Origin of the sequence: Pseudomonas sp. Seg1 (assembly GCF_018326005.1) — a bacterium.
In the GTDB taxonomy this organism is placed as follows: domain Bacteria; phylum Pseudomonadota; class Gammaproteobacteria; order Pseudomonadales; family Pseudomonadaceae; genus Aquipseudomonas.
Genome location: NZ_AP021903.1, coordinates 2,028,578 through 2,046,792 on the forward strand (window position 1 = coordinate 2,028,578; position 18,215 = coordinate 2,046,792).

Sequence of the window (18,215 nt, forward strand, 5' to 3'; positions counted from 1 at the left end):
CTGTCATCTTTTGCTGTTAGTGGCGTGAGCCTGCAAGAAACCTGCCTGACCAGTCAGCTAATGGATAGGAGGTTCAATGATCAAGCGCTTCGCTGGCAGAACGCGGGGAAAGTCCCGGATGGCGGGGGTGATGTGAAAAATGTCGTTTTTATTGTGTACAATTTTTTTGAAAAGTGTCTTAATCAGTCGCTCGCCGCAACTTTTCGTGCTTCGAAACGGTGCGGTCTCCTTTTTATCTGACTTCGGGAGGCGCGAGGTCTGACTGCTCTTTGCGGCCAGGCGCGCAGAATCAATGGGACGTTTGACTACACACGTTTTGGACGCTGCACACGGTTGCCCGGGCAGTTCGATCAAGGTCGAGCTGTACCGCGTTGAAGGTTCGCAACTGGAATTGGTCGCCAGTGCCGTGACCAACAGCGATGGCCGGGTCGATGCACCGCTGCTGCAAGGTGATGACTATCGTACCGGCGTTTATCAGGTTCAGTTCCATGCGGGCGATTACTACCGCGCCCGTGGCGTGCAACTGCCGGAACCGGCGTTTCTGGACGTGGTGGTGCTGCGTTTCGGCATCTCTGCCGAACAGGATCACTACCACGTGCCATTGCTGATCTCGCCTTACAGCTATTCCACGTATCGGGGCAGCTGACCCCCAAGCAGCTGCCCCCACCGGGAAGCGACTGCGCATATAGCTTCTTTGGTCTTTCGCCCGCTCACACTGCGGGCTTTTTTTCGCCTGTTGAACGGGGGGCGGGGTGACTCTCTATTGGATTTTCGTGAGATTTATGTGGCTGGGCGATCACCGCTGAACGTATCCGGATGATGATCCGATAAGGTCTCGCTTTCGCCGGCGAGACGCGGGCGCTTGCCTGGGCCTGACTCGTCTGCCTGCGATTCCTCGGCCAGTCGTCGATTATTCGTCGGCGTATGCTCGGCGGCGCTTGTGGCGTCCGCTACTTTGCGGCGCCAGCGATTTGTTCCGGGAATCTGTTCAACCCGTTCGCCGGAAGGTTTCAGTTCGCTGGCAAAAGTCTGCTGATACTCACCCTCGGCGTTTTTGCCGACCATGACGGTGCCTTCAGCCGTATCGACATAGGTTTTGCGGTGCTTGTCATAGCGGATACCCTGCGCTGACGCCGCCGGGTCTGATAGCCGCGCAGCGAGATGAGGCGCGAGAGCGCTGGGTGTTTTCGCGGATGCGCGCGCGGTGATGGCCGCAGGAGAAAGGCTTGCTGGCGAGTCCGCCGAAAGCCAGGCCGGCAGTTCAAAGCGCCACGATGACTGACCGCTGATCTTATGCAAAAAAGGTCCGGGCAAGTCCGGTGTGAAGTCGAAAGGCACTTGATAGCGGCCATCCTGTTGGCGTTCAACCAGAAAATGGCCCTCGTTTTCGATATAGGCATACGTCTTGCCATCCGGACTGATGAACAGATCGCTATCGGTCGTCAGTGCCCGCAACAGATGCACTTGATCCGCCGGCCAGGTAATCGATCGCCGAGCGTTATCCGGCGTTGGCCACGACGTTGCGGGCCTATTGCTGACGGAAACCGCCGAGACCGGGTTGTTTTCGTCTGTACTTTCGCGAACGCGTGCAAAGGGCTGATCTGCTGCGGGAAAGACGGAGTCAGTGCTGCCGGCAATTCTGTGAGTGCCGTCAAGCGTCTCAGTCACAGGCCGCGCAGGGGGCGTGGACGAGTCAGGTGAAACGGTGCCAGGGAGTTTTTTCGGTGTTTTGGCCATTCTTTTTCGCTCGATATTCGTGATGGGTCCGGGTTACGCACTGCACGTCGCAGTGCGCCTGAAACAGGTGTGCCTGCCGCTGAACGTCAGCCCTCTCTCACAATGAAGAGCAACGTCTGTTGCGCAGAGACTGGCTGCGTACCGCCGACCAGATAGACGACCTTGCCGGGCTCGAGCATCTGGCTCCATTTCGATTTCTCGACCCTGCTCCTGAAGCCTTCGCCGGTCAGTTCAGAAGCCGGGTCCATGGCTCGATACAGCGTGCCGTCGGCAGCGCTGGGGCGAAATCTGAGGACGAATACGCTGTCGAGGTTTTCCCGTTTGAAGAGCAACGCGTCATCGCTGAACATGCGGCTGGTGCGATCGACCGTATACCCGCTGTGTTCGAGGAGGTCGCTGAACATCGCGCGCAAACTGGCGCCCGGCGTGTCCAGCGCGTCGCGCCATTGCTGGTGAAACCGGCTGGTATCGAAATCGAGTCGCTGGAAGGCTTCGCCGGACGGCAGCGGGAGCACAAGGTTGTGCCCCAGCAGATCGACGCTGGGCTGTGCCGGCAGGATGGGCAGCAGCAACAATGGGTCGGCCAGTTCAGGCCTAGGTGCGGTCGAGGTGGTTCTGTTCTCCCAGTGATACAGCGTGTCGAAGAGAATGCGCAGGCCATCACCGTTGATGACTTCGGATTGATTCGCCTGATTGAACACGGTTCTGGCGATAGCATTCGACGACTGCTGCGACAAATCCAGAAAGGTTTTACCGACATACCCGGTCAGCGATCCCTCAAACGGGCGTTGCTCCACGATTGCCCAGGCATCATTGGTCTTAACCGCCCACTTTGGTTGCAGAGACAGGTCGGTCTGCAACATTTGCTCGAAGGCGTCGTATCGGCCAGGGGTGAAGAGCGGGTTTTCCAGATAGACGAGCAGCGTATCGGCCTGCATCCGCTGCGGCACGATCACATAGTGCAGACCGTCTATTTCGATAGAGTCATTCCACTCCGGTTTGCTGGTTTTGCCCCAGCTTCTCCAGGCTCCGGTCGAGGGCTGTGCATCAGGTGTAAGGCCGGACGACGGACGTGCCAGCGTGGGTTGTTGAGGGGCGGACAGGCGCGCACGTTTGCTGGACCCCGGCAACTGCTCGTCGTCCTGTCGGGTTCGCCAGCGTTTGCTTCCTGGAATCTGCTCGACCCGCGCGCCGAGCGAGTTGCGCTCATGGGCGGAGGCTTGCTGATAGCCGCCCTCCGGATGTTTGCGAACCATAAAGGTTGTGCCGTCTTCCATGTCGACATAGGTGGCTTTGCGTTTGTCATAGCGCATGCCGTCCCAGGTGGTTTGCGCGTTGGTCAGCCAGGCCGCCTGATCGGCGGGCAAAGGGCGTGGCGGCGAAGGATTTGCCGCTGTCTCGACACTCGCCGCCGCGGGCACGGGCCGAGCGGATGGCGCGGGGCGCCAGTAGGCTTGGCCCTCGACTTGCGTGAGCAGCGGACCCGCTTCGCCGAGGCCCTCTGGCCAGTGCATGCGGTAGCGGCCATCGGCTTGACGGTCGACGCGAAAGTAGCCTTCGTCGGCGATGTGGGCATAGGTATCGCCGTCCGGGCTTTCGTACAACCCGCGGGGATTGCTGATTGCGCGCAACAAGTGAGCGTTTTTGGCCGGCCAGGTGATTGCGCGCATATTGGCTTCCAGCAACGCGGCGACAGTCTCCGGCAGATTGCTGATGGTAACCCCTGGCGGCTGCTGGTTTGCGTTTGGCGAAGGATTCCCGGCGTCAGAGTGAGGGGCGCGAATGATCGAACCTATCGGGTCGGAACCGCCGGTATGCGGAAGATGCCCGGCAGGCTCATGAGTAACGATTCGGGTAACCTCCACAGACGTGTCGGGTGCAGAGGTGATAGGGATTTTTTTCGGTGGTTTGGCCATACAGGTTTTCTCTTCAATTGGACTGCTGCGGCGCAGTGGGCGAGTGAGGCAGTGGACGCTCGGTCTACGGTCATCCCTCTCTCACCATGAACAGCGTCGGTTTGCCCGGGGCGATCTCTTGCGTGCCGCCCACCAGGTATACGATCTGGTTCTGCGCCAGATGGGTGGTCAATGTCTGTCGGGACACGTGGCTGAGTTTTGCCAGGAAGGCCGGGCTGGACATTTCCGCGCCGGGCACGCTGTAACGGGCAATCGTGCTGCCAGTGACGCGTGGCAGTTTCAGGACGAATATCGCGGCGACGCCTTCGCGGTGAAACAGCAAGGCGCCTTCGCTCATCGCCCGCGGGGTCGTATTGATGACGTAACCGTTCTGCCGCAGGACTGTGCTGAATAACGTGCGCAGGCTGGCACCCGTCGGGGCCGCTGCGTAGGTGCCCCATTCGAGAGGGAACTGTTGCGGGTCAAAGTCGATTCGCTGCAAAAAACGCGGGGAGGGCGCGGGCAACGAAAGTACGCCTCCCGGCACCATGGTGAAGGGCTGAACAGGCAGGGGCGGTAGCATCAGCAGCGGATCCATGAGCCCGCGCATAGGCGCTTCGTTGTTGATGCGATCCATCCAGTGGCGAAAGGTCAGGGTCATCACCGAAAGGCCATGCCCGGTCACCGTGCCCAACGGGTGACTCTGGTCGAACACGGCGCGCGCCAGGTTGCTCTGCGAGTGATCGGAGAGGTATTTGAACGAATTGGCGACGTACTGCTTGAGAGGCATTTCAAACGGGAAATGGTTCTCCAGCACCCTCCATTGGCCATCGCGGTGTAGCGCCCATTTCGGCTGGCGCGAGGGCTCAAGGCGAAGCATCTGTTCAAACGCGTCGTAGCGCCCGGGCGCAAAGCCTGGGTGTTGCAAATAGACCAGGCCCGTAACGGGGTGGATGCCTTGATCCACGATTGGGTAATGCGCACCCTCTATTTCGATGGAGGCGCCCGATTCCGGAGGGGTGTTTTTGCCCCAGTTGCGCCATTGCCCGGCCGACAGATCCAGTGCATCCGGTTGCCGGGACAGAAGACTTTCCACGAGTATCCCGGCTTCTTCTGCCGCGCTGGTTTGCTCGTCCAGACGTGGTCGTTTGCTGGGACCTGGCGTAGGTTCATTCGCCTCGACGAGCACCGGATCAGCGTCCACAGGCGAACGGTTCGGCGCTACCTGGCGCCAGCGTTTCGACCCCGGAATCTGTTCGACCCGTTCGCCGGTCGGGCTCAATTCGCCGGGATGGGTTTGCTGATAACTGCCATCCGGGTGTTTGCGTACCATCACCGTGCCGTGCTCCAGATCGACATAGGTTTTTTTGTGCTTGTCGTAACGGATCCCCTCCGCCGAGCTGTCGGCACTGGTCAGCAGAGCTGCCAGTGCCGGATCGATGAACGTGGCGGGACGCAGATCCGTTCCGATGGCTGAGTCGATGGCAGGTGTCGCCTGGCTGGCGCCCGGAAGGCGTGGGTCGTCCTCTGCAGACGCCCGCCGTGCAGGCACGTGAGGTTCGGGTTCAGGCATCTGGCTGATGATGACGCTCGAGTGCCGGCCGGGTACGTCGGCCCCGCTTCCTGTCGAGGTCCCGGGTGTCGGCTCGGTGCCGGTCAGCGCCGGCACCGAGTGCCCAGTATCGCCGTGGCTGCCACCCGGTGGCTCGGTCACGGGTCGGGTGGGGTTCGCAGTGTTATCGGGCTGAGGTGAAAGCGGAATTTTCTTGGGCGATTTCGCCATTGCGATGCTCCTGTGAAGTACGGGTTCTTCAAAGGGCTAATGCTGGGGAATCGGGGGAGGTGGCGTGCGGTATATATGTCTTGCACTGACGGCAAATGATGCAAGTCGTTACGAAGTGAACGCCTTTATGCGTCAAGGCAGAGGCTGCCCTCGCCGACAGAGCGGCGAGGGCAACTGTGGCTGTCAGCGCTCTCTGAGGATAAAGACCGCCTCCGGGTTCGATTCGACTTTCATCACCCCGCCAATCAGCCAGACAACCTTGCCTTTTACCGCAGCGGTGCTCAGGGCGGTATAGGCCTCGCTGCCGATTCGGGCAGATAAACCCGGATCAGCCAGCTCGTTGCCAGGCGTATGGGACAGACCGATATGCTCGACCGTGCCCAGTTTCAGAAAAAACACCTCGTCATGATTGCTCCGCCTGAAGACCAGCGTCGGCTTGCGATGGTCGTGGGTCAGGGGAAAAACGTCATAGCTGCTGCGAATCAGCAAGGCGCCGACCAGACGCCTGAGGTTCAGATCGGTCGGCTCCTTCTTGTAGTTCTTCCACTCGAATGGAAAATGCTGCGGGTCAAACATCAGTCGCTGCAAATCGCCTTCGACCTGCGGGTGCAACGGAATGACTTTTTTTCCCGAGACCTCGATGGAGTTCGCCACCGGCAGCATGTTCAGCGGGTCGGCAAACGCCGGTGTTGTGGGGAAGGGCTTCTGGTTCCATTGACTCAAGACATTCTGAATGTTGCTCAGTCCGGTGCCGGTGACGGTGGGTGAATCATCCGACAGTTCGAACAGTCGGCGGGCGACGGCTCTTGCCGTGAAATTGGAGAAGTCGATAAAGGTCTCGGCGACGGACTGGGTCAACGGCTTCTCGAAAAGGCGCTTGCCGGGGCGAACTTCTCCCGGCTCGGTGCCGATGCGGAAAGTGGCGACCGGCTGGAGTTCCGGGGCCGTTTGCAGCATCCGCTCAAAGCCAGCGAAGTGTGTGGGCGCAAATTCCGGGTGCTGCAAGTAGTACACCTTGGGCAGGCGATGGGGTGCGGACCCGACAGGTACGATTGAATAGTGCAGCCAGCCGAGCTGGATGGATTCGCCAGTGGTGGGCTGATGCAGATGGCCCCATGGCAACCAGAAGTAAGGCGTTTGCTCAGCCATGATGGCGCTGTTTGCGGCTGTCGGAGCCTCAGGTTCTTGCGGGTCGTCAAGCCGTGCACGCTTGCTCGGGCCAGGCGTCGGTTCGTCAGCGGTGCGAGTGGGTTCGGCAGTGTCCAGGGCCTTGCGTCGCCAGAGTTTCGTTCCGGCAACGGCTTCAAGTTCGGGGCCGGAAGGAGAGAGTTCGCTGGCGGACGTCTCGCGGTAGGCGCCATCGTTGTTCTTGCGCACCATTACCGTGCCGTCTGCCGTGTCGACATAGGTTTTCTTGTGCTTGTCGTAGCGGACTCCGTCGGATGACAGGTCGGCCTTGGTCAATGCCGCTGCCAAATGAGGGGCTAAGTAGGTCGGCGGTTTTGGCGTTATGGAAGCCGCTGCTGTCGGCGACGATTGCCAGCCCGGCCGCTCGATGCGCCAGCGTGGCTGACCTTCAACTTTGGTCAAAATCGGGCCGGGCACTCCGGGTGCAAAGGACAGGGGCACGTGGTAAACACCGCGTTCATTGAGCTCAACCAGAAAGCGGCCTTCGTTGCCTATTTCCGCATAGGTGCGCAGGTCTGGTCCTCTGAACAGTCCGGTATCTGCTCCCAGAGCGACCAATTCGTTGTAGCGACTTTGTGGCCAGGCAATTTCACTGCGGGCGAATCCATAAGTATCAATGCTGTGACCGGGCAGATTGCTCACGATAACGTTAGGCTGTTCAACCACCGGGATCTGTGACTGACGCGCTGAATGGCCTGGTGTCGGGTCACCGTCCGGCAGATGCAGATCCGGGAATCGGTGACCGGAGGGAAGATCAACGCCAGTTCGGGTGGTGGGCGTCGACGCGTCGCCTGCGGAAGATTTCGGAATTTTTTTGGGCGATTTGGCCATGAACGGATACTCCATTTGATGAACGTTTCATCACATTTTTGACGCGCACTTGAGTGCAGCCCCGACAGGGTCGGGGCTGGGAAAATTGAAAAGCTGTTGGTTTGTCAGAGTGCGCTGGATTTACACAGTTGTAAGTCGAGCGGATTAAGAGACAGGCACCGAATCAAAGGCGATTATTGATTCTTGAAGCGGTGTCAGTTGTGGTTTGGGTAGCTGATGATTACACCGGCCGGAAATATCGAGATGTGATCTGTTAATGATGTTGGTTATATAGGGCTTGGTGGCCCAACGACGTTTTGGAAAGCTGTAGCTCAGTTCAAAGGTCGGGTAATTTTTGAGGGTGGCATTTCTCACCGGCAGTTCCAGTTCCGCCACTTGAGAATAAACTCCCGAGAGCGCCACGGAAGGTCCTGGTGGTTCAACGAAGTATCGAGCGTCGACGCCTGTGATGGTAATCAGGTCGAATGACAGGTCGACCGTTTTAATGATCCCGTTTTCGACAATGACATGCACGGTGTCGATGATGTCTTCACTGCCGTATTCCGGAAGATGGATTGTGCAAGTGCCGATATGGAGTTTGTTGTTTTCAAGTTTGATCTCGACATTGCCCAACGCTGTGGCATCCAGTTCCCAAGTGGACGAATGCGGCAATCTGACACTCGCACTGGCCAAACCACCTGGTGTCGCGATTTTGAGGTTCATGTTGGCAGCGAGGTGAAGAATGTAGGTCCCGCCTTGACCTTCCAGACATTCCAACGCGGTTTGCTCGGAAAGGGGGGAGAAATTGATGCAGGCACCCCGGGAACTTAATGTGTAAGCCTCGTTTTCGGGCAGATCGAGAGGCGGCCAGCTCGCACGGTAGTTTGACGAGAAAGGTTGCAGGGTTTTCCATCGCGCATAGCCGTCCGTAGAGTAGTCATCCTTAGTGGGCGGTATGATTTTTGTGATTCGGGGACTGGTCATCAAGCCATCATTGAATACGAGCACGTACTTCTGCTGGACGCCCTCGGCAAGTACTTCGAGGAAGCGTTCCATCTTGTCGGTGCCGTACAATGCAACGTCAAAACTCGAAAACGTAGAGAACGTCAGCTTTTTTTCGCCGAAGTGATAGGTCAGATTGGTCAAGCCATGAAGGCAGTTGGTCTTGACCCCCATTCCGCAAGCGAGCTCTACGTTGGTAATTTCGTTGCTGGCGTATTCCAGATAGATTTTTATACTTTCCTCTGTGCGTTTGATTGAATCAAAGAAAACAGGGTGTTCATTGCGCGGGATGTAATAAGTCGCATAGTTTTTGTGTTTGATTTTGCAAACGCCGGAATAGAGGAAGATCGGTTGTAAAGGAGTGCCATGCTTTAAGATAGTCGCTTCCAGAGTCACATATCCAAGTCTGTGTACCGACTCAGGAAAGTCAGGCGCGAGGTAGAATTGGTCCTTGGTGAAAAAAGTTATTTTTTTGTTTTTTATACGAAGTTCGCCGTCTTTTTGTTCGTAGACGTTCGCAATGACTAACTTGGTTTTCTCATGGCTGTCAGCGTTTAGCATCAATATCAGTGAGCCGTCCTCCATCACGATAAAGTGGTCGATCAACTCCATTCTGAAATTCAGCACAATCACACTGTCCTCTTCTCCGTCTTCGAAGATAGAAAGTGTGCCCGGTACTTTGTCAATAAAATATTCATCCACACCGGCTCCACCCCAGGCTGACGCACCCGCTTGCAGCAAATGAATCTGATCGTTGCCAGCCCCCGCCCGGATGATGTCGTTGCCTCGCGCCTTGAGGACATTGCGCTCATCGGTCCCGGTCACTGTGCTGGATGTACCGGCGACGGTTTCGACATTCTCGATGCTCTCGAGGGTACTGTGCGCACTACGCTTCAACTCTTTTCCGGTGGCTCGATCCAAAACGATTGCTTCGATCGTGCCGGCGGCTAAATCAATGTTGTAGCGGGCCACAGGTTTGTACCAATGACGGTTTTTCTGTTCAACCTTGCCCAGGATCAGCGAATCGTTGCCCGCACCACCACGTAATGTCCAGCGATCAGCCAGTTCATCTTCCGGATCGCTGACAACTGCACCCTGGAATACGAAGTGGTCGTCCTTCTCGCCGCCGGTCAGTTGTTTTTTCCCCGCATTGAAATAGAAAGCGTTCGGTTTTTTTTCTACCCCTTGTATGGCGTCATCACCGCCGCCCATGAACCACACGACACCTTTGTTTTCTCCCGCAGTGCCTATTTCTGCGCCGGGGGTCTTGTCCGTTACGCCTTCGCGGGCGTCAATGGTGTCGTTTCCGTCTTTTATCTTTGGTGAAGAAACGCTGTCCCAGTGCCATTCCTTGGTCCACCAATTCTGCTTCTGGATGGGTGTTGTCTCCAGTTCCACATCGAAGCTGCCATTTACAATGGCCTCGGTGGTGTCCTTCAATTGCCCCTCCAGCAATTTTTTCGCCGTTTCCTTCAATTGCTTGCCGTGATCGATTTTGGCTTTGGCGAGCAGAAACCGATTCTGAACGTCGGTCGCTGGTCCTTGCAGGCAGAACGCGAGAAATCCGGTCTCCCAACGCTCGGCAATGGAGAGTTCGATGTAATCATCGATGTCATCCACCGCACGTACCGCGCCATACACCTGAGACCCGATTGCCAGCATGACCCCCGCTATGAGGCCCACCGGGCCAGCGGAGGAGAAACCGGCCATTGCTGCGGCGCCAAGGATCACGGTCATGGCGGCACTGGTGATGCTCAGAGCACCACTGACGTAGTGATCCAGGGCTTGCTTGCCAGTGGTGTTTTCAGCTGCGGTGAAGGATCTGATCGCCGTGAAGATATCGAACGGCAACGTCAGCGCTCCCCCGATCAGACCTCCGGAGCGGCTCAGCCTGACGGCGAATCGGGTCTTGGCGAAATCCTTGAAAGCATGTTGCCCGGCCTTGATCATGCGCGAGGCCTCATGCGTAACGGTCACGTCAACAGCAATGGAGCCGACTTCGCTTACTATCCCCGTGCCATTGATAACCGCTTCATGGACGTTATCGGCTTTGATAGCCTCGTATACGCCCCGTATGCCCATGAATATCCCGAAGCTCTGAATCCCTACACTGGAGCCGAGTGCGGAATAGCTTTTTACCTTCTGAACCCAGACCGGGGTGTTTTTTGGCAAGGAGGCGTGACGCAAATCCAGCTTGTGCGCTGCATTCAACAGCTTCTCGAGTTTGCCGCGCAGGCTGGCCGCATCTTCCGTGGCTTGAAGATTCTCCCTGATCATGCGCGGAGACGTTAATGGTCGCCGACTGGCGATGTCGAACAGCAGATTTGGCAGCAGATAACTGTCTCTGCCACTGGCCGCTTTCATATGGGTTTCGATGTCGGTCAAACTGAATTGCAAAGAATTGACGAAAGAGCGCTTGGGTACTCGAAAGAAGGTGTTGTCACCGTTCAGGGGCTGGCCGTCGATTCTTGCACCCAGCGCATCGAGAGCTACCCGAGTCACCGAAACCTGGCCAATTTCAAGTGGCCCGAAAAGCTTGTCGTTGAGATTCAGTTGGCTGGTGTAGGTTTTACTTGATGTATCGGTAGCGTTATTTCTCGCTGTTTTCAGATCGAGAGTGGACTCCGTGCGCGCATTGGCAGGCTGAGGGCCAATATCGTTAATGACAACGGAGTCGTGCTGTATTTCAGGCTCTTGTATAAGAGTGGCCATTTGAACATCCTTGTTCGGCGAAATATATATTGAGTGGCGTGGCTATACTACTGTTGATTTTTGACTGGTGTATATCGCCGGGTTGTTGCGATGTATTGCATTTGTAAGAATCAATCGGTAAGTGGAAGTGACAATAAGGTGTGAAATAAGTTTCAGGGTTCTCTTGCCGTGACAAGGCCAGGCTGCGAGTTTTGCCTTTGTTTCCTGGTCTCGATCGGGTAAGAGACCGTATTGCGAAGCGGAGGAGTGGATGTTGTTGCTTGTATTCGTGGCTTGGGCAACATATCGCTGCACAAAGTTTTGCTGCGCTGGTGACTTATAATAAGGTTTTTCGAAGTGTTCCTGATAGTCGCCAAGCGCCGCTGTTCGCCAAAGTGTACGGAGTGATAAAAATAGCCATACTGGCTGCAATTGTTTTGCAATCAGAATGGCTATTTAACAACATCATCAGTAAGTTTGCCGTAACTTGTCAGTGGCTGCTAATCAAAGAAGCGGCTGCCGCTCCCCCGAACAATCCGGCACTGATGCGATTGAACCAGCTCTGGCCTTTACCGCTGCGCAGATACCGCGCTGCACCATGGGCGCCGAGGCCGTAGGCGAGTTTGCACAGCAGGTCCAGCACGGTCCAGGTCGCGATCATCACCAATAGTTGTGGCAGGAAGGGTTGTTCGGCGCTGAGGAATTGCGGCAGGAATGCAGCGAAGAACAGGATGTCCTTCGGATTGCTCGCGCCAAGCACAAAAGCACGGCCAAACAGCGCGCGGAAACGCGGTACCGGCGCTGCTTGCGGCACTTCAGCGCCTGTGGAGGGCTGACGCGATTGCTGCCAGCTCTGCCAGGCGAGGTAGAACAGATAGAGTGCACCGACAATTTTCAGCGCGCTGAAGAGTTTTTCCGAGGCGAGGAGCAGGGCGCCCAGACCCAGCGCGGAGGCGCTGAGCAAACAGATCGAGGCAAAGACACCGCCGAGAAACGCCGGGTATGAACGACGCAGACCGTAATTCAGACTGTTGCTGATCATCAGCAATGACAGTGGCCCCGGAATGAGGATCACCACCAGTGCAGCGCCGCTGAACAGCAGCCAGGTTTCCAGACTCATCACTTTGCTCCTTCTTTTTGTGGGTATTACGAGTGCGCAAAAGCCCCACCCGCGAGGGTGAGGCTGATTTGAAGCGGAACCGCGTAGCGCTTACAGGAAGATGAACTTGGCGATGAAGATCGCGCAGAGCACCCACAAGCTCACGGAAATCTCTTTGTACTTACCGGTGCCGGCTTTCAGCGCCACGTAAGTAATGAAGCCCAGCGCGATGCCGTCGGCGACCGAGAAGGTCAGCGGCATCATGATTGCGGTGACGATGGCCGGAATGGCGTCGGTGGCTTCATCCCATTCGATATGGGCCATGCCGCCCATCATCAGCATCGCAACGTAGATCAATGCACCGGCGGTGGCGTAAGCCGGAATCATGCCGGCCAGCGGTGCGAAAAACATTGCCGCTATAAATAGCACACCTACGGCGACTGCGGTAAGACCAGTCCGACCACCAGCGGCCACGCCGGCAGCACTTTCCACATAGCTGGTTACTGGCGGAACGCCCACTACCGCACCGAATACGCTGGATGCGCTGTCGGCTTTCATCGCGCGGGACAGGTTTTCGATACGGCCGTCAGCGTTGACCAGATTGGCGCGCTGGGCCACGCCCATCAGGGTCCCGGCGGTGTCGAACATGTGCACAAAGAGGAAGGCCAGCACCACGCTGATCATGCTGACGTTGAATACACCGGCCACGTTCATGGCCATGAAGGTCGGCGCCAGACTAGGCGGGGTCGACATGATCCCTTCGTAATGCACGATGCCCAGGCCCCAACCGGCGAGGGTCACGGTGATGATGCTGATGAGGATCGCGCCGAACACCTTGTGGTAGCTGAGGATTGCGATCATCAGGAAGCAGATCGCGGCGAGCAGTGGGCCGGGTTCGCGCAGAGAGCCGAGTTTGATCAGCGTGGCCGGGCTGTCGACGACAATGCCGGCGGTTTTCAGGCCGATCAGCCCGAGGAACAGGCCGACACCGGCACCCATCGCGAAGCGCAGACTGACCGGAATACTGTTGAGCAACCATTCGCGAATCCGCGAGAAGGTCAGGATCATGAACAACACACCGGAAACGAACACCGCACCGAGCGCGGTTTCCCAGTTATAGCCCATGGTGCCGACCACGGTGTAAGTAAAGAACGCGTTGAGGCCCATGCCCGGTGCCAGACCCACCGGCCAGTTGGCGTACAGGCCCATCAACAGGCAGCCCAGCGCGGCGGCGATACAGGTGGCGACGAAGGCCGCACCGTGGTCAATCCCGGCATCGGCCATGATGTTCGGGTTGACGAAGATGATGTAGGCCATGGTGATGAAGGTTGTCAGACCGGCAATCAGCTCGGTCTTCACCGTGGTGCCATGCAAGCTGAGTTTGAAGATGCGCTCCAGCAGGCCATTGCGTAACGGCGGCGAGAGGTCCAGCGTCGATGCTTCGGATTTGCGGCTTTCCACAGCGAGTACTCCTCAAGAGTTTTATTGTTATTTCCAGGGCCGGACCCATGAGGGGTGGCAGCGGCCCTTTGAGGCATACGCGAATTTGTTGACCATGCGGTCAGGAACTCGCACGCTGTGGATTATGCTTTTGTGTACAAATAAAGCAAATATTGTTTTTGGTTTTGTTTACGAAAGGTCCGTCGATAGGGATATATCGCCTTCGAGGGCCTCATCGCTGGCAAGCCAGCTCCCACAAATTTGAGTCGTTCTGCACATCTGGGTGCACCGCCAACCATTGTTGGAGCTGGCTTGCCAGCGATAAGGCCAGATCAATCAGTCGAGAACCGTCTGACTGTTCCCCAGCGCCAGATTGACCGCCAGCCAGCCATTCACCGCCGCCTCCCCAGCCTCGGCAAATACCCGCTCCAGCAACTTCACCTGCTCACGCCGCAACGCCTGTTCAAACTTCGCTCCTTCGGCCGTTAATTCCAGCAGGCGCTTACGCTTGTCAGCCTGCGATGCCACGCTGTCGACCAGATGCATTTCCTGCAACTGGCGCAGCGGCATGTTCAGCGCTTGCTTGCTCACCCCGAGCAAAGCCAGCAACTCCTTGACGCTCAAATTCGGATAACGGGCGATGAAAAACACGATCCGCTGATGCACTCGTGACAAGCCGCGGCGCTCAAGCATTTCATCAGCTTTGGCGGTGAAGGCCTGGTAGCCGAAGAAAAACGCTTCCATGGCCTGTTGCTGACTACTGGGATTTTTAAGGTCAAGCATGTTGACGTACTCGCTCAAGCTGTCGTAATTTCAGTCAATCAGTTTGACTTATTTTTCATTCGCCTCGCTACAGGTGACCGCCATGGCTTTTTCCGAACGTGTCTCGCGCCTTAAAAGTTCTTTGATCCGTGAAATCCTCGCCGCGGCCCAGCGTCCGGAGGTGATGTCATTCGCTGGCGGTCTGCCCGCTGAGGTCATGCTGCCGAAAGTCGAATGGGCCGACATGCCGCTGTCCCTCGGTCAGTACGGCATGAGTGAGGGCGAACCGGCATTGCGCGAGGCGCTGGCAGCGCAGGCGAGGGCGCTTGGGCTGGACTGTCAGGCGAGTCAGGTGCTGGTGGTCAGCGGTTCGCAGCAGACCCTCGATCTGACGGCCAAGTTGTACATCGACCAAGGCACGGAAATCCTCCTCGAAGCGCCGACCTATCTCGCCGCGCTGCAGATTTTCCAGCTGTTCGGTGCTGATTGCCTGACCGTGCCGCAAGAGTCCGATGGCCCGAACCTGGCGCAATTGCGCAGTCGTCTGGAGCAGCATCGCCCGGCGTTCATCTACCTGATTCCGACCTTCCAGAACCCGTCAGCTGTGCGCTACAGCGAAGCCAAACGCGCCGCCGTTGCAGCGTTGCTCGACGAGTTCGGCGTGACCCTGATCGAAGACGAGCCCTACCGCGAACTGACTTTCGACGGCGGCAGCGCCAAACCGATTGCCGGGCGCCTGAAAAAATCCAGCTGGATCTACACCGGTACGGTCTCGAAAACCTTGCTGCCCGGTTTGCGTGTCGGTTACCTGATTGCCAGCCCTGACCTGTTTCCGCACCTGCTAAAGCTCAAGCAATCAGCGGATCTGCACACCAATCGCATCGGTCAGTGGCAGGCCTTGCAGTGGATTGGCAGTGAGAAATATCAGCAGCATTTGAGTCAATTGCGCGGTTTCTACCGTGAGCGGCGCGACGGGTTTCAGGCGGCATTGGAAACGCATTTTGCCGATCTGGCTGATTGGAATGTGCCGCAGGGTGGGCTGTTTTTCTGGCTGACGTTGAAGCAGCCGCTGGATACGCGGACATTGCTCAACGAAGCGTTGGCCAATGATGTGGCGTTCATGCCGGGCGAGCCGTTCTTTCCCGATCCGGATAAAAATCTCGGGCATCTGCGTTTGAATTTCAGCCATATCGATCCGGCGCGACTGGATGAGGGGCTCAAACGACTGGCGGCGGTGGTGCGCCAGGCGCAGGCGGCCGAGGCGGCCTGAGAAAAATAAACCGGCTCAAGGGCCGGTTTATTTTTGTCTGGGATTTGCAGAGCCTGTGCGGGCTCCATCGCTGGCAAGCCAGCTCCCACAGGTTTTGTGAACGCCACAGATCACAGTGGGAGCTGGCTTGCCAGCGATGGGGGCATCAGCAACACAACATCAACATCAGACCGCCGCGAACCGCTTATCCAGATACTCAATGATCACCTTGGACTCATACATCCAGGTCGTCTGCCCATTCTCTTCAATGCGCAGGCAAGGCACCTTGATCCGGCCGCCCTGTTCCAGCAGCGTCTGACGATCCTGCTCATTGTTCTTCGCATCCTTCAGCGCCACTGGCACATTCAAACGACGCAGGGTCCGGCGGGTTTTCACGCAGAACGGGCAGGCGTGGAACTGATAAAGGGTCAGATCCTTTGCCGCAGCGTCTACTTGAGCCTGAGCAGCGGCGGGGCGGTTTTTCTTACCGGGACGGGTGATGAAGTCGACGAAAATGATCAGTTGGCCAAGGCCGACACGAAGCGCTTTTACGAACACGTTGAAAGCCTCACGGTACACATTGAGAAAGGCGCGCAGCTTACCCGATTTTTCGCAGACGAAAAAAAACCGGCGATCAACGCCGGTTTTTTTCTGTAGCAAGTTACTTGATGAGGCTGAGGAACTCGCTGCGAGTCGCTGCGTTTTCACGGAACTCACCGAGCATCACCGAGGTGATCATCGACGAATTCTGTTTCTCGACACCGCGCATCATCATGCACATGTGCTTGGCCTCGATCACTACGGCAACGCCCAGCGCGCCGGTAACCTGCTGAACCGCGTCGGCGATCTGGCGGCTGAGGTTTTCTTGAATCTGCAGGCGACGGGCGTACATGTCGACAATGCGCGCGACCTTCGACAGGCCCAGCACTTTGCCGCTCGGGATATACGCAACGTGGGCCTTGCCGATGAACGGCAGCAGGTGGTGTTCGCACAACGAGTACAGCTCGATGTCCTTGACCAGCACCATTTCGCTGTTGTCGGAGCTGAACAGGGCACCGTTGGTGACCTCTTCGAGCGTCTGTTCATAACCGCGGCAGAGGTACTGCATGGCTTTGGCGGCACGCTTTGGCGTGTCGAGCAGGCCCTCGCGGGAGGCGTCCTCGCCCAGTTGGCCGAGAATCGCGGTGTAGTTCTGTTCCAGTGTCACAGGGGCTGATTCCATAAGGGTTTCAGAGGGGTACTGTTTCTGTCTGTACCAATTTTGTACCAATCAAGCTGTTTTCGAGCTTACCGAGTTCACCCCAGTCGGTGCTGGAATTGATCCATCGGGAGTAAGTCGATAGCAACATCTGAACGCTATGACCGAGCTGAGTGGCAATAAACGCAGGGTTCATACCCGCCATGAGGCACATGGTAGCGTAAGTGTGTCGGCAGTTGTATTGCCGGCGGGCGCGAATCCCCAATTCGGTCAGCGCGGCCTGGAAGTGTTTGTCGGTCAGTTCGAATGCGCGCTCAGCCCGCGACAGGTGTTTAAATGGCAGAAAAATAACCCGCCCCCAATACGCTCACCGACATCCAGAGCGCCAGAGTAGATCTCTCACGTCAGCGATTTTATCGAGTAAAATCGCGAAAAACGTCAACCTTGCTATGGCGGCACTGGCCATTCTCACGACCTCTAATAACCTGCAAAGGTGCTACTGACACGAAGGCCACGTTCGCCTTTACCCTGTAAAGAACCCGCAGAGGTGCTGTGTGTCGAGGCTGAGCCTAGGCATTCGCAGGCAAGAAAAGTTGGGTGAAAAATTCAATTAAAATGACGGCCCGAAAGGGCCTTTTGCATTACCGGGATGCGATTTTCGCACCTATTAGCCAAAGGAAAATCATGGAAAGTTCAATCAATGATATGGCGTTCACAGAGCGTCGCCGCGTGCCTGTGAGAGCTTTACTAGGTGGAGTTGTATTCTTGGCGATGGCCATCCAGGGGTTCCGTATGGAGTCCAATGGAATCGCTGCGCTGCTGCTAGTGTGTTCGTTATGGTACCTGGGCATGGCGTGGCTGAATCGCAACGCTGGTTCACAAACTTTGATGATCCTCAAGGCCAAGGGCATCTGGTTTTTCAATGCTGATGGGTTAGTTCCCTACACATCGATTGAAGCCACAGAGGTCGAATCGTACAGCGGGATAGCTCAGATGCAACTCAATACGGTACTTCATATCATTGCCGAAAAGGCTGACACCCTGCCGAACTTTAATGACAGCCGGTGGAAGATCTTTTTCAAAATGCCAAGTGCGCGTAAGGGTAAAGGCTTTCGTAAGCACCTTGTAGTGTTCAACTATGGTGGTCTGCGCGACGAGGACGGCAAAAATGTCGACTATGACAACCTCGAAGAAGAACTTACCTACCGTATCGAAAAGGCTTACCAAGAGGAACATGAGCAGAGCAATCAAGTTTATGTGCCCTCATCGTCAGCAAACGATGCGCTGTCGCCTGTCACTCATTGAATCCTGGTTATCGCGTCTAGCGCTGGCAGTGGGTGCAAAGCCGACTGCCGAAAATT

The 18,215-nt window shown here is 56.7% G+C and carries 13 protein-coding genes and 1 pseudogene; 3 read left to right on the forward strand and 11 right to left on the reverse strand.

Annotation, left to right across the window (positions count from 1 at the left end; genetic code table 11):
• Positions 1-292: 292 nt before the first annotated feature.
• Complete coding sequence (gene uraH, locus KI231_RS09075) at positions 293-646, forward strand: hydroxyisourate hydrolase (RefSeq protein ID WP_008080901.1); 354 nt, start codon at positions 293-295, stop codon at positions 644-646.
• Positions 647-780: 134 nt separating this feature from the next.
• On the opposite strand, the gene KI231_RS09080 is transcribed toward uraH, so the two are convergent.
• The 8 genes from KI231_RS09080 to KI231_RS09115 form a co-directional block, all read right to left on the reverse strand.
• Complete coding sequence (locus tag KI231_RS09080; protein WP_213028027.1) at positions 781-1,737, reverse strand: hypothetical protein; 957 nt, start codon at positions 1,735-1,737, stop codon at positions 781-783.
• A gap of 86 nt (positions 1,738-1,823) precedes the next feature.
• Positions 1,824-3,653: a hypothetical protein gene (locus KI231_RS09085; protein ID WP_213028028.1), complete on the reverse strand. Its 1,830-nt coding sequence runs from the start codon at positions 3,651-3,653 to the stop codon at positions 1,824-1,826.
• Between the two features lie 70 nt (positions 3,654-3,723).
• Entirely contained in the window at positions 3,724-5,415 is a 1,692-nt protein-coding gene (locus tag KI231_RS09090) for a hypothetical protein (protein ID WP_213028029.1), read from the reverse strand.
• A 183-nt stretch (positions 5,416-5,598) separates the two neighbouring features.
• Positions 5,599-7,434, reverse strand: a complete 1,836-nt coding sequence (locus tag KI231_RS09095) for a hypothetical protein (RefSeq protein ID WP_213028030.1) — start codon at positions 7,432-7,434, stop codon at positions 5,599-5,601.
• Between the two features lie 144 nt (positions 7,435-7,578).
• Positions 7,579-11,127, reverse strand: a complete 3,549-nt coding sequence (locus KI231_RS09100; RefSeq protein WP_213028031.1) for a calcium-binding protein — start codon at positions 11,125-11,127, stop codon at positions 7,579-7,581.
• A gap of 469 nt (positions 11,128-11,596) precedes the next feature.
• Positions 11,597-12,226, reverse strand: a complete 630-nt coding sequence (locus KI231_RS09105; protein WP_213028032.1) for a LysE family translocator — start codon at positions 12,224-12,226, stop codon at positions 11,597-11,599.
• A gap of 90 nt (positions 12,227-12,316) precedes the next feature.
• Positions 12,317-13,666: an NCS2 family permease gene (locus tag KI231_RS09110; protein WP_213028033.1), complete on the reverse strand. Its 1,350-nt coding sequence runs from the start codon at positions 13,664-13,666 to the stop codon at positions 12,317-12,319.
• A gap of 315 nt (positions 13,667-13,981) precedes the next feature.
• Entirely contained in the window at positions 13,982-14,428 is a 447-nt protein-coding gene (locus KI231_RS09115) for a MarR family winged helix-turn-helix transcriptional regulator (RefSeq protein WP_213028034.1), read from the reverse strand.
• Positions 14,429-14,510: 82 nt separating this feature from the next.
• On the opposite strand from KI231_RS09115, the gene KI231_RS09120 reads away from it, so the two are divergent.
• On the forward strand, positions 14,511-15,677 hold the full coding sequence (locus KI231_RS09120; protein ID WP_213028035.1) for an aminotransferase-like domain-containing protein: 1,167 nt from the start codon (positions 14,511-14,513) through the stop codon (positions 15,675-15,677).
• 165 nt (positions 15,678-15,842) lie between these two features.
• Here KI231_RS09120 and KI231_RS09125 read toward each other — a convergent pair whose 3' ends face one another.
• The 3 genes and pseudogenes from KI231_RS09125 to KI231_RS29930 form a co-directional block, all read right to left on the reverse strand.
• Complete coding sequence (locus tag KI231_RS09125; protein ID WP_213028036.1) at positions 15,843-16,214, reverse strand: glutaredoxin family protein; 372 nt, start codon at positions 16,212-16,214, stop codon at positions 15,843-15,845.
• Positions 16,215-16,317: 103 nt separating this feature from the next.
• The gene (gene folE / locus KI231_RS09130) at positions 16,318-16,863 is read right to left on the reverse strand and encodes a GTP cyclohydrolase I FolE (protein ID WP_213028761.1); all 546 of its coding nucleotides are present in this window, start codon (positions 16,861-16,863) and stop codon (positions 16,318-16,320) included.
• A 22-nt stretch (positions 16,864-16,885) separates the two neighbouring features.
• Positions 16,886-17,146: pseudogene (locus KI231_RS29930) on the reverse strand (site-specific integrase); the annotation flags it as partial.
• 305 nt (positions 17,147-17,451) lie between these two features.
• On the opposite strand from KI231_RS29930, the gene KI231_RS09135 reads away from it, so the two are divergent.
• Positions 17,452-18,159, forward strand: a complete 708-nt coding sequence (locus tag KI231_RS09135; protein WP_249412108.1) for a hypothetical protein — start codon at positions 17,452-17,454, stop codon at positions 18,157-18,159.
• Positions 18,160-18,215 lie beyond the last annotated feature (56 nt).

Coding starts and splice junctions, on each gene's coding strand:
- uraH (WP_008080901.1), top strand. CDS start 293: ATGGGACGTTTGACTACACACGTTTTGGACGCTGCACACGGTTGCCCG.
- KI231_RS09080 (WP_213028027.1), bottom strand. CDS start 1,737: ATGGCCAAAACACCGAAAAAACTCCCTGGCACCGTTTCACCTGACTCG.
- KI231_RS09085 (WP_213028028.1), bottom strand. CDS start 3,653: ATGGCCAAACCACCGAAAAAAATCCCTATCACCTCTGCACCCGACACG.
- KI231_RS09090 (WP_213028029.1), bottom strand. CDS start 5,415: ATGGCGAAATCGCCCAAGAAAATTCCGCTTTCACCTCAGCCCGATAAC.
- KI231_RS09095 (WP_213028030.1), bottom strand. CDS start 7,434: ATGGCCAAATCGCCCAAAAAAATTCCGAAATCTTCCGCAGGCGACGCG.
- KI231_RS09100 (WP_213028031.1), bottom strand. CDS start 11,127: ATGGCCACTCTTATACAAGAGCCTGAAATACAGCACGACTCCGTTGTC.
- KI231_RS09105 (WP_213028032.1), bottom strand. CDS start 12,226: ATGAGTCTGGAAACCTGGCTGCTGTTCAGCGGCGCTGCACTGGTGGTG.
- KI231_RS09115 (WP_213028034.1), bottom strand. CDS start 14,428: ATGCTTGACCTTAAAAATCCCAGTAGTCAGCAACAGGCCATGGAAGCG.
- KI231_RS09120 (WP_213028035.1), top strand. CDS start 14,511: ATGGCTTTTTCCGAACGTGTCTCGCGCCTTAAAAGTTCTTTGATCCGT.